This is a genomic window from Mesorhizobium waimense, assembly GCF_003601975.1.
GTDB classification, from domain to species: Bacteria; Pseudomonadota; Alphaproteobacteria; order Rhizobiales; family Rhizobiaceae; genus Mesorhizobium; species Mesorhizobium waimense.
Map to the genome: position 1 here is coordinate 105,403 of NZ_QZWZ01000005.1, position 13,181 is coordinate 118,583.

Sequence of the window (13,181 nt, forward strand, 5' to 3'; positions counted from 1 at the left end):
TCCTTACTTGCTGCCGCTCGGGGTGGTCGGGCGGGTTGGCATGATGTCGAAACGGGTAACGTCGGCCCAGGCGGGCAAACCGAGCAGGGCCACGACCATCCGGGCCACATCTTCGGGCTGGACCGCGAAATTGCCGGCATACATGGCGGCCCGGGACTTGGCGTCGAGGATGTCCTTGTAGAGCTGCGTCTCGACCCGACCCGGCACGATCTCAGTCACGCGGATACCGTGGCTGGACAGATCGGCCCGCAGTGCCGCCGCGAAACCCGAGATCGCCGCCTTGGTCGCGGAATAGACGGCTACATTCGGAAAGGCGGCATGGCCGGCCGAGGAGCCGGTAAACACAATGTGCCCTGCCCCGCGATCGCGCATCTGCGGCACGACCAGCCGGGTGAGCATGATCGCCGCACTGAGGTTGACCTCCAGCGTGGCGTCGATGTCCGATATTTTCATGTCGGCGAAATTGCCCAACGGCGGCATCACACCGGCATTGTTGATCAGCACGTCTATGTGCAGATCGCTCACCACGGCCTCGAGCGCCTCCCGGTCAGTGACGTCGACGGCGATGGGCGTGATCCCGGGTCGCGTGGCCCGCAACTCCTCCAGCGCGCTCTTGCTGCGGCCGACGGCATAGACATCGTAGCCGGCCTCGCTAAGCGCCAACGCCATCGCTCGCCCGATGCCGCTCGTCGCTCCTGTGATGAAGGCTGTCGTCACGTGGGCTTCCCCGTTTTCTGGAGGTCAGTGTGTGGCTTTAGCCGGCACAGTGAAACCAAGAAAACCAGGAAAAAGGAAAGATAAGCTTTCTCATTGACCGGCGGCCTGCCATTGCTGCACTGCGGTCCGCAAATGCTGCATCCCCGCAAAAGTCAGGCATCTCAAAGTACTGTCCGACCTTTCCTTCGCGGAATTGCCCGCGGCCAACCGTCTTGAGCGAAAAACCTGGCTTTGCCTTTGGTCGAGAAACCGCCTGCCGGCACGTGTTGGCAGGACCGCTTCCGCAAGATCAACGCGTCGGGACAGCCGACCCTTTCAGATCGGAGAAAAGCGAGGCTGCGGCGGCCTTCTGTGCCGCATCCGTCGTTTCGACGCCGGATGCCAGCGCAAGAGCACGGACACGCTCGAGACTGTTTTGAAGATGCTTGCGCATGGCGTCCCGCGCGGCGCGGCCATCCTGCTTCTCGATGGCTTCGACGATCTTTCGGTGCTCGCTGTGAATGCGCGCGTAATAGGCATCCTTGAGTTCGGGCACCACCACGTGACCAAGCTGGAAGCGCGGCACTATGACGGGGCGCAAATACTCAAGGAAGCCGTGGATGAATTCGTTGCGCGCGGATTTGGCTATGGCCAGGTGAAAATCGTAATCGTAGTGGACCGGCACCGCGCCGGGATCCTCGCTGCGGGCGTCGACCTGCTCCATCAGCGTGCGAATGGTGCCGGCCTCTGCCTCCGTCCGGCGCTCGGCGCAAAGGCCGGCGGCCTCCACTTCGACGCTCAGCCGCAGTTCCAGCAAAGACACGGTTTCCGGCAAGGTCTTGAGCGCGTCCTGCGGTATCGAAAAATTGCGCGGCGCCGGCGCTTCGCTGACGAACATGCCGCGGCCCTGCTGGGGGATCACCATGCCTTCGGAGCGCAGCCGCGCCACGGCTTCGCGCACAACCGTGCGGCTGACATCATACTCGGCGCAAAGCTCGGCCTCCGTCGGCAACTGCGCACCAGGTTGCAGCCTGCCTGAGCGTATCTTCTCCGACAAGCTTTCGGCCACGACGGTGGAAAGTGGCTTGCGCTTGGTCATCGGTCTCCTTCCACCATGCCCGGATGCCAAATGAAAGGTCCGAATGCCGGAATGATGCCCCAACCGGCAAGGCCTTTCAAACCGCGGCCGTCACGATCAACTCGACCAGCATGCCGGGTTTCGCCATCCGGCCTTCGCCGGACGAGCGGGCCGGCGCATGCTCTTTCGGCATCCAGGCGTCCCAGACTGCGTTGACCTCGTCGAAGTCGCGGATGTCGTCCAGCCACATCTGCACGTGCAGGATGCGTGTCTTGTCGGTGCCGGCCTTGGCGAGTAACGCGTCGATCTTGCCGAGCACTTCGCGCATCTGGTTTGCCGCGGACTGGCCGGGCATGGCGACCTGCCCGGTCAAGTAGAGCGTGCCATTGTGGATGACGCCGTGATGGATGCGCGCGTCGAATTCAAGCCGCTGGATAGCGTTCATTGGCTTCCTCGTCATTCACTGGCGGAGCGGATAGGGTTGCCCTGCAGGTACTGCGCATAGGGCGCCTGGACCAGCCAGCCGGCATCGACCGGCAAGGTCACGCCGGTGATCGACGCAGCGCGCTCCGAACACAGGAACAGGGCAGCCTCCGCCACGTCGCGCGGATCAACGAAGCGGCGCAGCGCCGTGGTTGCCTTGATGGCGTCAGGGTTGCGCTCGCCGCTGGCGATCTTGGCCTTCAGCCCGTCCGAAAGCGTATAGCCGGGCGCAACCGCGTTCACCCGCACCCCTTGCGGCCCGAGTTCGGCGGCAAGAATCTGCGTCAGCGCCAGCACCGCATGCTTGCCGGGCGTATAGGCCGGAAGCGAAAGCGGCGCGAACGACGCAAGCGAGCCGACATTCAAGATGGCGCCCCGTCCGGCGGCCGACATCAGCCTGCCGAACACCTGGCAGCCGAGGAGTGTGCCGCGATAGTTCACGCGCCACATCTTCTCATCCTCGTCCAGGCCCTGGTCGAGGACACGCTTGCCGCTCTGCAGCATGCCGGCGCAGTTGACGACGACATGCGGCACGCCGAACGCTTCTTCTACCGACCGTGCCAGCGCTTCGACCGATGCGGCATCACCGACATCCGTTTCGAAAAAGCGGGCGGCGGGAGCGCCGGCGGCTTGGCAAGCAGCCGCGACGGCATTGCCCCGCGCCGCATCGCGCCCCGACACGGCGACACGGAACCCGTCCTCGGCAAAGCGCAAGGCAATTGCATGGCCGATACCGGAGGTGCCACCGATCACGACGGCCGTTTGCGCCTCAGCCATTGCCGCGGTCCTTGCGCTCGATGTCGAAGAATTCCGACATGCCGCGGACCTGGAAATCCATCATCGGGCGCCCCGGCTGGATACGGCAGCCTCTTTCGCGCCCGGCGCGAAGCAAGGCCGTCTCGGCCGGTTCCATGATGATGTCCACGACCGTCATGTCCGGCGTCAGCTTGCTTACATCCAGCGGCAGTGGATCGCCGCCGTGCATACCGACTGGCGTCGCGTTGATCGCCATATGCATGCCCGAGGGGTCGGCAGCGCCGACCTGGATACGGCATTTTGGAAACGCCTTGGCTACCAGCACCGCCAGCTTCCCAGCGCGGTCGGCATCGATGTCCGCCAGGCGGATCTCCTCGGCACCGGCTTCGGCAAGGCAGTAGGCCAATGAGGCTCCGGCACCCCCTGCCCCGACCTGCAGGATGCGCCGGCCCGCGATCTGATGGCCACCAGCCTTCAATCCGTCGATGAAACCGACGCCGTCGAAATTGTCGGCATACCAGCTGCCGTCCGCCTGGCGGCGCACCGAATTGGCGCTCTGCACGCGTGCTGCCCGATCATGCGCGGCGGCACATTTGTGATAGACCGCCGTCTTGTAGGGCACCGAAATGATCACGCCGCGGATGTTTTCGGCGGCGGTGATGCCTGCCCAGAATGTCTCGAAATCCTCAGGACGGCAGCTCAACGGCACCATCAGGCTGTCGAGGCCTTTCTGTTCGAAGATCTCGTTGAACATTCCGGGACTTTTCGCATGACCCACAGGGTGGGCGAGCATCACGAAAACATCCGCCTTGCCGGTTCCGCGCATCGTATTCATACCCTTTCGTTTGACAATTCGTGGCCGCTCTGCGCTTCCAGCGCCCGGACCAGGGAGGAATGGTCCGCATCCGCCCCGCCCTCTCGTGCCGAGCAGGCGTTCATCAGTTCCTGCGCCGTGGCCGTGTTTGGCAGCGAGACGCCGAGGGCGCGTGCGATTTCCATAGCCAGGCCCAGATCCCTTCTGGTGCAGGCGAATGCGAAAGCCGGGCGCGAAGCTGCGCGAAATCATGCGCTCGCCATGCACTTCGAGCACGCGCGAGGACGCGAACCCGCCCATCAGCGCTGTCCGCACCTGACGGTGAGGCTGGCCGCCTTGGCGCCGACCTCGCCTCCGGAAACCGGAGCGTCGAGATAGCCGGCGCCGGCCTCGCGAAGCTTCGCCGCGAACCGCTCGGTGGCGATCGGGCTGATCGAGCTCATGTCGATGACTAAAGTGCCGGCAGATATCCCTTCGGCGACGCCATCCTTGCCGAACAGCACGCGTTCGACATCAGGCGTATCGGGCAGCATGGTGATGACGACCTCGGATCGCCGCGCCACCTCCGCCGCCGACCCGACCACGGCGGCCTCGAGATCCGCCGGCAGGGGCGACCGGTTGAGAACGGTGACGATCTCGTGCCCCGCGGCAGCCAGATGGCGAGCCATCGGGGCACCCATCACGCCCAGCCCGATAAAGCCGACCCTCATGCACCACCTTTTTGTCACACGGCCTGCAAGATCAGTTGCGGCTCGATATAGGTATGATATATGACATCATACAAATTTCAATCCATGTTTTGCCGGAGTCTGACGAAATGCAGGAGCGCCCCAATCTTCTGAAAGCCGCCGTGGCTGACGGACGGCCGCATATCGGCGTCTGGTGTTCGCTGGCGTCCGCCCTGACAACGGAAGTCGTGGCGGGCTCAGGCGCTGGTTGGCTGCTGATCGACGGCGAGCACAGCCCCAACGATTTGCGCAGTGTGATGGCGCAGTTGCAAGTGCTTGGCGGTTTTGCCTGCGAAGGTGTCGTGCGCCTGCCGTCGGACGACCCGAACCTGATCAAGCAGGCAATGGATATCGGCGCCCGCAGCCTGATGATCCCCAATGTGCGCTCGGCGGGCCAGGCCCACACCATCGTCGCCGCGATGAGCTATGCACCGCTCGGCTTCCGCGGCTTCTCAGTCGGCCATCGTGCCAATGCCTTCGGCCGCATTGCAGGCTATCATGCCAATGCCCGCAAGCAGCAGTTGCTGGCCGTGCAGATCGAATGCGAAACCGGCGTTGCCAATGCAGCGGAGATCGCGGCAGTGGACGGCGTCGACGTCCTCTTCGTCGGTCCCGGCGACCTGTCGACCAATATGGGCGCCATGGGCAATCCGGGCGCTGACCATGTACAGCAAGCAATTTCGTCGGTGCGGCAGGCAGCTGCCAGGGCCGGCAAGGCAAGCGGCATCCTGGCGCCCGCGAAGGCCGATGCCGACCGCTATATTGCGGATGGCTTCACCATGGTCGCGGTCGGTTCGGATCTCGGCCTTCTGGCGCGCGGCTCCGACGCCTTGATTGCTTCCTTCAATCGCTGACGAAAGACCGAGCCATGGCCATTCCGCCCTACAAGGCCCCTGCCAGCACCGGCTACGACATCGTCATCGTCGGTGGCGCGGCGGTCGGGTCGTCGATCGCCTATTGGCTGAGCCAAGCGCTCGGCGCCAGCGCATCGATCCTGGTGGTCGAGCGCGACAGCAGCTACGAGTTCTCCTCCACGGCGCTGTCCACCAGCGCGATCCGCCAGCAATATTCGAACCCGATCAACGTCAAGATCAGCCAGTTCGGCATCGAGATCATCCGCGGCTTTGCCGAGCGGATGGCGCCCTACTTCAAGGGCGAACCGGCGCCCAACCTCGGCTTCCGCGAACATGGCTATCTCTATTGCTGCTCACCCGAGGGCGTGGAAGCGGCTCGCGCCCGCGTCGACCTGCAGCGCAGCCTCGGCGCTCATACTCTGTTCCTCGAACCGGGCCTGCTGAAGGACCGCTTCCCCTGGCTCAATGTCGAGGATCTCGGTGGCGGCGCCTGGGGATCGCGCGACGAAGGCTGGTTCGATTCGATGGGGCTGCTCAACGGCTTCCGCCGCGCGGCGCGTGCCGCGGGCGTGGAGTACATCGACAACGCCGTGACCGGACTGGACGTCGCGGGCGGAAAGGTGATCGCGGCAAGGCTGGCGACCGGCCAGACAGTCTCATGCGGAACGCTGGTCAATGCAGTCGGTCCGCGTGCCCAGCAAGTGGCCGCGATGGCAGGGCTTTCGATCCCGGTTGCGCCTTACAAGCGATACAGTTTCGTCTTTTCGAGCGCCACGCCGATCCCCGGCCGGATGCCAAACGTGATCGACCTCTCGGGCACGTTCGTGCGGCCGGAAGGGGAGCTTTTCCTGACCGGCAATACGCCGCTCGACGATGGCCCGGCGGACTACGACGACTTCGAGATGCATCATGAGGAGTTCGAAGAGCGGATCTGGCCTGCCCTTTGGCATCGCATTCCTGCGTTCGATGCCTTGAAGGTCCAGACAAGCTGGACCGGCCACTATGAATATAACATGCTGGACCACAACGGCATCGTCGGCTTCCATCCGGAGGTGACGAACTTCATGTTCGCCAATGGTTTCTCCGGGCATGGACTGCAGCAATCGCCGGCCGTCGGTCGCGCGGTATCCGAACTGATCGTCCACGGCGCCTTCCAGACGCTCGATCTGTCGCCCTTCGGCTATGAAAGGATCCCGCGCAACGAGCCGTTCCTCGAGGAAGCGGTGATCTGAATTTCCGAAGGCGCTGGCGCTTCAGCGAAAGATCCGTGTGCCTTTTGACGCGCATGCGACGATTGCCCGGCCATGACAAGCTTTCATCGGAAATCATCAAGCAACCAGCACGGCCACGACGGCGGCACAATCGCCGGCCTTGACCAAGCCAGGAAAATGCCGCGCCGCCAGCAGGCCCGACATCCTGGCCCTGATCTCGTGCGGCGCGACACCGGTACGGCCGACGGAATGGATGCGTGCCAGCACCTGCCCCTCCTCCACCTTCTCGCCGAGGTCGACCATCGTCTCGATCATGCCGTCGTCCTCGGCGAAGGAGAAGCAATCGCCTGACGGCATGTCGAGCCATTGGGTTCGAGTCTTCTCGACAGCACCAGCAACTATGCCGGCATGGCGCAGCAAATTGAGCACACCGCGCCGGGCGATCCGCACCGTCTCGGCGCGGGACGTCCCGCCGCCACCGAGCTCGGTGGTGATGAACAGCTTGCCCATCTCCTCGGCGGCGGTGTCGAACATGCCGACAGCGTCGATCTCCAGCATCTTCATCGACCATGGCGCAGAGAACGCTTCAACTGCCGCAAAACCTTTCGCCTCCAGCACCTTGTCGGGGCGGATATGGGCGGCGCAGAACGGCACGAAGTCGAGCGTCCTGCCACCGGAATGGAAATCGAGCGCGATGTCGGTGCGAGGCAGCAGTTCGCGCTGGAAATAGTCGGCGATCTTCTCGGTCACGGTGCCATCGGGGCGACCGGGAAAGCTGCGGTTGAGGTTGCCCTTGTCGATCGGCGAGGTGCGGGAGCCGGCGCGGAAGGCCGGATAGTTCATCGCCGGCACGATGATCACCGTGCCGCTGACCTCCTTCGGGTCGAGCGTCCTGGCCAGCTCGTAGAGCGCCAGCGGTCCCTCATATTCGTCGCCGTGATTGCCGCCAGTAAGCAGCGCTGTCGGTCCCTTGCCGTTGCGGATGACGCAGATGGGGATCATCACCGATCCCCAGGCGGAATCGTCACGGCTGTAGGGCAGGCGCAGGAAGCCGTGCTGGACGCCGTCCTTGTCGAAATCGACTGTCGGCGCGATCGGTGACGGACGAAGAGCTGACATCGGGCTCAACCCTTCACCACGAGCTTGCGCGGCACGTTGGCCAGGCACTCGACACCGGTCTCGGTGATCAGGATGGATTCGGTAATCTCGAGGCCCATCGTTTCCAGCCACAGGCCGGTCATGAAATGGAAGGTCATGCCGGGCTTGAGCTCGGTGCGATCGCCGGGGCGCAGGCTCATGGTTCGCTCACCCCAATCCGGTGGATAGGACAGGCCGATCGGATAGCCGGTGCGGTTGTCCTTGACGATGCCGTACCTTTTCAACACGGCGAAGAAGGCGTTGGCGATGTCCTCGCAAGTGTTGCCGGGCTTGGCGGCGGCAAGGCCCGCCTCCATGCCTTCCAGCGTCGCCTTTTCGGCATCGAGGAATTCTTGCGTCGGCTTGCCGAGGAAGACGGTGCGCGATAGCGGGCAGTGGTACCGATTATAGCAGCCGGCAATCTCGAAGAAGGTGCCCTCGCCCGACTTCATTGGCTTGTCGTCCCAGGTCAGATGCGGCGCCGAGGCATCGGCACCCGATGGCAGCAGCGGCACGATCGCCGGATAGTCGCCACCGATCCCGTCGACGCCACGCGTGCCGGCATCGTAGATCTCGGCGACGAGATCGCATTTGCGCATGCCGACCTCGATCTTGTCGACGATGCGCTGGTGCATGGCTTCGACAATGCGGGCGGCCTTTCGCATATAGTCGATCTCAGTCGGGCTCTTCACCGCGCGCTGCCAGTTGACCAGTGCCGTGGCGTCGACGAAACGGGCATTTGGCAAGTGTTTCTGCAGCGAGGCGAAGGCCGCCGCCGAGAACCAGTAATTGTCCATCTCGACGCCGATTCTGAGCTTGCCCCAGCCCCGCTCGGTCAGCACGCTGGAGAGAAAATCCATCGGATGGCGCTCGGTCGACTGCACGTAATGGTCGGCATAACCGACGATGTTGTCGTGCGCGAGATAGGCGGTCCGCTTGGCGCCGTTGGCGTCCTGGCCGCGGCCATACCAGACCGGCTCGCCCGACGGCGGCACGATGACCGCCTGGTGCACGTAGAAGGACCAACCATCATAACCGGTCAGCCAGGCCATGTTCGAAGGGTCGCTGACGATCAGCAGATCGACGCCCTTGGCTTCCATGGCCTTCCGGGTCTTGGCGAGGCGCTCCGCATATTCGCCGCGCGAGAATTTCAAGGTAGGCTGCATTGTTCTTGTTCCTCGTTTGTTGGGCCTCGCGGCCAGCATCAGCTTTCGAAAATAGTACCGGCGTTGGCCGCCCGCGCCCGGTCGCGAGCCAGCGTGGCGATCGCCGTGTCCTGCACGCCGGTGCCGGTGAGGTCGGCGATGGTGATGTCGCTCTCCGAACGCCGCCCGTGCTTCTCGCCGGCGATGATCTGACCGAGTTCCGTGACGTCGGCGTCTTCAGCCATCACGCCGGTGGCGATGGCATGGTGTAATTCGCCCAGACGCCGCGTCTGCTTGGCGCTGTCGGCGACATAGAGATCGGCCATGCGCAGGATCGCCGGCGCGATCTCGTTCTTGTGCTCGGCATCCGAGCCCATCGCGGTGATGTGCTGGCCGGCCACAATGAAGCCGGCCCTGATCAGCGGCTCGGTCGACGGCGTAGTGGTGACAATGATGTCGGCGCCGGCCGCCGCCTTTGCCGCATCGGACTCGGCGCGCACCATGATGCCCAGCTTCTTGCGCAGGTTGGCCGCGGTGGCTTCCGCCTTGGCGGCATCACGCGCCCAGATGCGGGCTTCTTCGATGGGTCGCACCAGTTTCAGTGCCTGGAGCTGCAACCCGGCCTGGACACCGGCACCGAAGATTGCGGCAACGGAGGAATCCTGTCGCGACAGATGCTTTGCCGCGACCGCGCCGGCTGCGGCAGTGCGAATGTCGGTGAGATAGCCATTGTCGAGCAGCAGCGCCTCCACCAGTCCTGTCTTTGCCGACAGCAGCACCATCATGCCGTTGACGCTGGGCAGGCCGAGCTTCGGGTTGTCGAAGAAGCCGGGGCTGATCTTGATGGCGAAGCCGTCGATACCCGGCACATAAGCGGTCTTGACGTCGACCTCGCCGCGATGCTCGGGGATGTCGAGGCGCAGGATCGGCGGCATTGCCACCGGCAAGGTGGCAAGCGCGCGAAAGGCGTTCTCGACGCAGGCGACCGCATCGAGATCGAGCTTCACGATGTTGCGCAGGTCGGCTTCGGTGAGGATGGTCATACGGCTCATGCGGCGCGCTCCACTGTTGATGGCGCCTTACCGCAGACGATCCTCCGGTGCAGCGTCATGTCGATGTTACGGCCGGAGAGGATGGCCACCGTTGGTCCGTCTACCCTGACCTTCCCCGCCAGAAGCGCCGCTATGCCGACCGAACCGGCGCCCTCGACAATCTCGCGTTCCTGCTCATAGGCGTGCCGGATGCCGGCGGCGATCTCATCCTCGCTGAGCAGCACGACATCGTCGAGCAGGTCGCGGCACATGGCAAAGGTCAGCCGGTTGTCGAGACCGATGCCGCCGCCGAGCGAATCCGCCAGTGTCGACAATTCCTCGACCAGCACCGGGCGGGCGGCATCAAGGCTCGCCTTCATCGCCGCCCCCCGCGCCATCGAAACGCCGATGACCTTTGTCCTCGGGCTGACGCCCTTGACGGCCGCCGCAACGCCCGAGGCCAGCCCACCGCCGGACAGCGGCACCAGCACAGCGGCGGCGTCCGGAACCTGCTCGATGATCTCCAGTCCGAGCGTCCCCTGCCCGGCGATGATGTCAGGATGATCGAAAGGCGGCAGCATCACCAGGCCTTCCTCCGCGACCAGCCGGTCGACCTCCTGCTGCGCGTCGTCCTGGCTGTTGCCGACAATGCGGATCTCGGCATCGAGGCGGCGAATCTCGTCGAGCTTGTTTTGGGGCACCAGCCGCGACATGCAGATCACCGCACGCATGCCTTCGAGCTTCGCCGCATGAGCCAACGCGCGGCCGTGATTGCCGGTCGAGGCCGCGACGACACCGCGCGCCCTGTCCTCAGGGCCTAGCGAGGCGATGGCGTTCGATGCGCCACGCAATTTGAAGGCGCCAGTGGTCTGGCGGTGTTCGAGCTTGAGGTAAACCGGCGCGCCCAAGTGCTCGGAAAGACTCAGGGAAAGTGCGGTCGCCGTTTGCTCGACCTTGCCGGCAATGCGGTCGCGCGCTGCGCGAATATGCTGAAGCGTGACCTCTGTCATCTTATCAACCAAGCGGCAGCGTCATCAGCCGGCCGAAATCGGGACGCGGCTTGTCGTCGCCACAAAGCCGCAGGCAGTTCCAGGCACTCGCCTGGTTGCTGGTGACAACGGGGAGACCGATCGCCTGTTCCATGCCGGGCACTGCAAAGGCCGCTCGCAGCGCCGTGCAAGAGACAAACAAGGCATCAGCCTCTGCGTGCGTTGCTTCCCGGGCCAGTTCGACCAGCGAAGCCGGCGGAATGCGCGCCATCTCTCGGTCATCCTCGAAGCCAAGGCAGATGAAGCTCATTATGTCGAAGCCGCGCTCGGCAAAATAGGCCGCCATCGGCCGGCTGGTCTCGACCGTGTAAGGCGTGAGGATGCTGATCCTTTTCGCGCCCAGCGCCTTCAGCCCGCGCACGCCGGCCATCGGCGGCGTGACGACCGGCACACCCGGCTTGGCGGCCTGCACCGCCGCCTCGATCTCGGCATCGCCGATGACCACCGAGGCCGAGGTGCAGGAATAGCAGATGGCATCGAGCGGCTCGTCCGGCAGGATGAGTGCCGCACCGGCCGTCAACTCCGGCTGCATCTTGCGCAAATTCTCCGGCGTCGTCGGATTGGCATAGGGAATGCGGGCGATATAGACGCCGATCCTGTCGCTCGCGACCATGCGGCGGAAATCCGGTTCGCTGGTGTGGTCGGTGGCAAGGATGATCAGGCCGACGCGCTTCTCCAGCGGACGCGTGTCGAGCGCCGGCCTGGTCGGCATCATTGTGATCTCGGGCAGCGGTTTCATGAAAAAACTACCTTTCGATCTTGCCGTAGCGATGTTCCAGCCAGCGCAGCAGTACGACCGAGAAAAGGCTGATGACGAGGAAGAAGGCACCGACCAGGGTCATTGGCTCGATGTAGCGGTAGTAGGTGTTGGCGACGCTCTTGGCCTGGTTCATCAGCTCCAGCACGGTGATCGCCGAAAGCAGGGGCGTCTCCTTGAACATGGCGATGAAATAGTTGGCCAAAGCCGGGATCATCGGCGGGATCGCCTGCGGGATGATGATGTGGGTCCAGGTCTGGCCGGCGCTGAGATTGCAGGCCTTGGCCGCTTCCCACTGGCCGCGCGGCACATTGTCGATGCCGGCGCGATAGACTTCCGCGGTGTAGGTGCCATAATGCAGCCCGAGCCCGATGACGCCGGCAACCAGCGGCGGCAACAGGATACCGAAATCCGGCAGCACGTAGAAGATGAAATAGAGCTGCACCAGGAGCGGCGTGCCGCGGATGAATTCGGCAAGGAAGCCGACGCTGCGCGATACGGCCCGGTTCGGCGAGCGCCGCGCCAGCGCGATGGCAAGGCCGACGATCGCCGCCAGAACCGAGCCGAGCAGCGTCGCCAGGATGGTGATCTTCACCCCCTGGATCAGCGTCGGCAGGATCTCCCTGACGAAATTCCAATCCCAATCCATTACAAGGCCCAATCCATCAGACGCGCACTCCGTCGAGGCCGCGCGCCATGCGGCGTTCCAGCGAGCGCACGCCCCACGAGATGATCAGCGCCAGCACGAAATAGATGACGAGAATGGTGGTGAACGGCATCAGCGTGTTGCCGGTCTGCGAGCGCACTACCTGCGCCTGGAAGGTGAGGTCGGCGAGCGAGATCAGCGAGACGACGGAGGTCGCCTTGAGCAACTCAATGGCGTTGTTGCCGAAGGTCGGCAGCATGACCAGCAGCGCCTGCGGCAGGATGACATGGCGCATGCCTTGCCAGCGGCCAAGATTGAGCGCGATGCAAGCCTCATATTGCTCGCGGCCGATCGACTGGATGGCGCCGCGCACCACTTCGGCGGCATAGGCGCCGACATTCAAGCCCAGCGCCAGCACGCCGGCCTGCAGCGGTGTCAGCGATATGCCGGCAAGGGGCAGCACGAAATAGACCCAGAACAGCTGCACGAAGATCGAGGTGCCGCGGAAGAACTCGATATAGGCGGTGGCGAGCGCCCGCAGCACGAAGAAGCGCGACAGTCGCCCTATGCCGGCCAGAAAGGCCATGATCAGGGCAAGCACCGACCCCATCAGCGTCAGCTCGATGGTGACAAGCGCTCCCTGCAATATCAGGCCGAGATAGCCGGACCACTGGGTCATCTAGGTTCCAACGTTGGCGGTTCTTGGGTCCTTCTCCCGGTTCACGGGGGAGAAGATGCCGGCAGGCAGATGAGGGGCAGCGCGAACCAACCGAAGTATGGCGCCGCCCCTCATCCG

The 13,181-nt window shown here is 64.1% G+C and carries 15 protein-coding genes and 1 pseudogene; 2 read left to right on the forward strand and 14 right to left on the reverse strand.

What is annotated here, in order from left to right; translation table 11 throughout:
- Positions 1-3 precede the first annotated feature (3 nt).
- The 7 genes and pseudogenes from D3227_RS08590 to D3227_RS43730 form a co-directional block, all read right to left on the reverse strand.
- On the reverse strand, positions 4-717 hold the full coding sequence (locus D3227_RS08590) for an SDR family oxidoreductase (protein ID WP_120013699.1): 714 nt from the start codon (positions 715-717) through the stop codon (positions 4-6).
- 289 nt (positions 718-1,006) lie between these two features.
- Positions 1,007-1,795: a FadR/GntR family transcriptional regulator gene (locus D3227_RS08595; protein WP_120013700.1), complete on the reverse strand. Its 789-nt coding sequence runs from the start codon at positions 1,793-1,795 to the stop codon at positions 1,007-1,009.
- A gap of 76 nt (positions 1,796-1,871) precedes the next feature.
- Positions 1,872-2,219 (reverse strand): RidA family protein, encoded by a 348-nt coding sequence (locus D3227_RS08600; protein WP_120013701.1) that lies wholly within the window; start codon positions 2,217-2,219, stop codon positions 1,872-1,874.
- Positions 2,220-2,230: 11 nt separating this feature from the next.
- Positions 2,231-3,034, reverse strand: coding sequence for an SDR family NAD(P)-dependent oxidoreductase (locus D3227_RS08605; protein WP_120013702.1), 804 nt, complete (start codon positions 3,032-3,034; stop codon positions 2,231-2,233).
- The gene (locus D3227_RS08610; RefSeq protein ID WP_167480650.1) at positions 3,027-3,848 is read right to left on the reverse strand and encodes a shikimate dehydrogenase family protein; all 822 of its coding nucleotides are present in this window, start codon (positions 3,846-3,848) and stop codon (positions 3,027-3,029) included. The genes D3227_RS08605 and D3227_RS08610 overlap by 8 nt, the downstream gene beginning before the upstream one ends.
- Positions 3,845-4,051, reverse strand: a pseudogene (locus D3227_RS43725) (NAD-binding protein); the annotation flags it as partial. The pseudogene D3227_RS43725 and the gene D3227_RS08610, both read right to left, overlap by 4 nt.
- A gap of 75 nt (positions 4,052-4,126) precedes the next feature.
- The gene (locus D3227_RS43730; RefSeq protein ID WP_281034903.1) at positions 4,127-4,537 is read right to left on the reverse strand and encodes an NAD(P)-dependent oxidoreductase; all 411 of its coding nucleotides are present in this window, start codon (positions 4,535-4,537) and stop codon (positions 4,127-4,129) included.
- A gap of 107 nt (positions 4,538-4,644) precedes the next feature.
- Between D3227_RS43730 and D3227_RS08620 the strand changes: the two genes are divergently transcribed.
- Together D3227_RS08620 and D3227_RS08625 are read left to right on the forward strand one after the other, a co-directional pair.
- Positions 4,645-5,409: an HpcH/HpaI aldolase family protein gene (locus tag D3227_RS08620; protein ID WP_120013703.1), complete on the forward strand. Its 765-nt coding sequence runs from the start codon at positions 4,645-4,647 to the stop codon at positions 5,407-5,409.
- Between the two features lie 14 nt (positions 5,410-5,423).
- The gene (locus D3227_RS08625) at positions 5,424-6,641 is read left to right on the forward strand and encodes an NAD(P)/FAD-dependent oxidoreductase (RefSeq protein ID WP_120013704.1); all 1,218 of its coding nucleotides are present in this window, start codon (positions 5,424-5,426) and stop codon (positions 6,639-6,641) included.
- A 96-nt stretch (positions 6,642-6,737) separates the two neighbouring features.
- Here the strand turns inward: D3227_RS08625 and doeB are convergent, their stop codons facing one another.
- From doeB to ehuC, 7 genes are read right to left on the reverse strand one after another with little or no spacing between them, the layout of a single operon-like run.
- The gene (doeB, locus tag D3227_RS08630; protein WP_120013705.1) at positions 6,738-7,739 is read right to left on the reverse strand and encodes a N(2)-acetyl-L-2,4-diaminobutanoate deacetylase DoeB; all 1,002 of its coding nucleotides are present in this window, start codon (positions 7,737-7,739) and stop codon (positions 6,738-6,740) included.
- Between the two features lie 5 nt (positions 7,740-7,744).
- Complete coding sequence (gene doeA / locus D3227_RS08635) at positions 7,745-8,923, reverse strand: ectoine hydrolase DoeA (protein WP_120013706.1); 1,179 nt, start codon at positions 8,921-8,923, stop codon at positions 7,745-7,747.
- Positions 8,924-8,961: 38 nt separating this feature from the next.
- Positions 8,962-9,954, reverse strand: coding sequence for an ectoine utilization protein EutC (gene eutC / locus D3227_RS08640; protein WP_120013707.1), 993 nt, complete (start codon positions 9,952-9,954; stop codon positions 8,962-8,964).
- Positions 9,951-10,943: a hydroxyectoine utilization dehydratase EutB gene (gene eutB, locus D3227_RS08645; RefSeq protein WP_120013708.1), complete on the reverse strand. Its 993-nt coding sequence runs from the start codon at positions 10,941-10,943 to the stop codon at positions 9,951-9,953. The genes eutC and eutB overlap by 4 nt, the downstream gene beginning before the upstream one ends.
- A 4-nt stretch (positions 10,944-10,947) precedes the next feature.
- The gene (eutA, locus tag D3227_RS08650; RefSeq protein WP_120013709.1) at positions 10,948-11,721 is read right to left on the reverse strand and encodes an ectoine utilization protein EutA; all 774 of its coding nucleotides are present in this window, start codon (positions 11,719-11,721) and stop codon (positions 10,948-10,950) included.
- Between the two features lie 7 nt (positions 11,722-11,728).
- Complete coding sequence (gene ehuD / locus D3227_RS08655) at positions 11,729-12,388, reverse strand: ectoine/hydroxyectoine ABC transporter permease subunit EhuD (protein WP_120013710.1); 660 nt, start codon at positions 12,386-12,388, stop codon at positions 11,729-11,731.
- 16 nt (positions 12,389-12,404) lie between these two features.
- On the reverse strand, positions 12,405-13,064 hold the full coding sequence (gene ehuC / locus D3227_RS08660) for an ectoine/hydroxyectoine ABC transporter permease subunit EhuC (RefSeq protein WP_120013711.1): 660 nt from the start codon (positions 13,062-13,064) through the stop codon (positions 12,405-12,407).
- Positions 13,065-13,181: the final 117 nt, after the last annotated feature.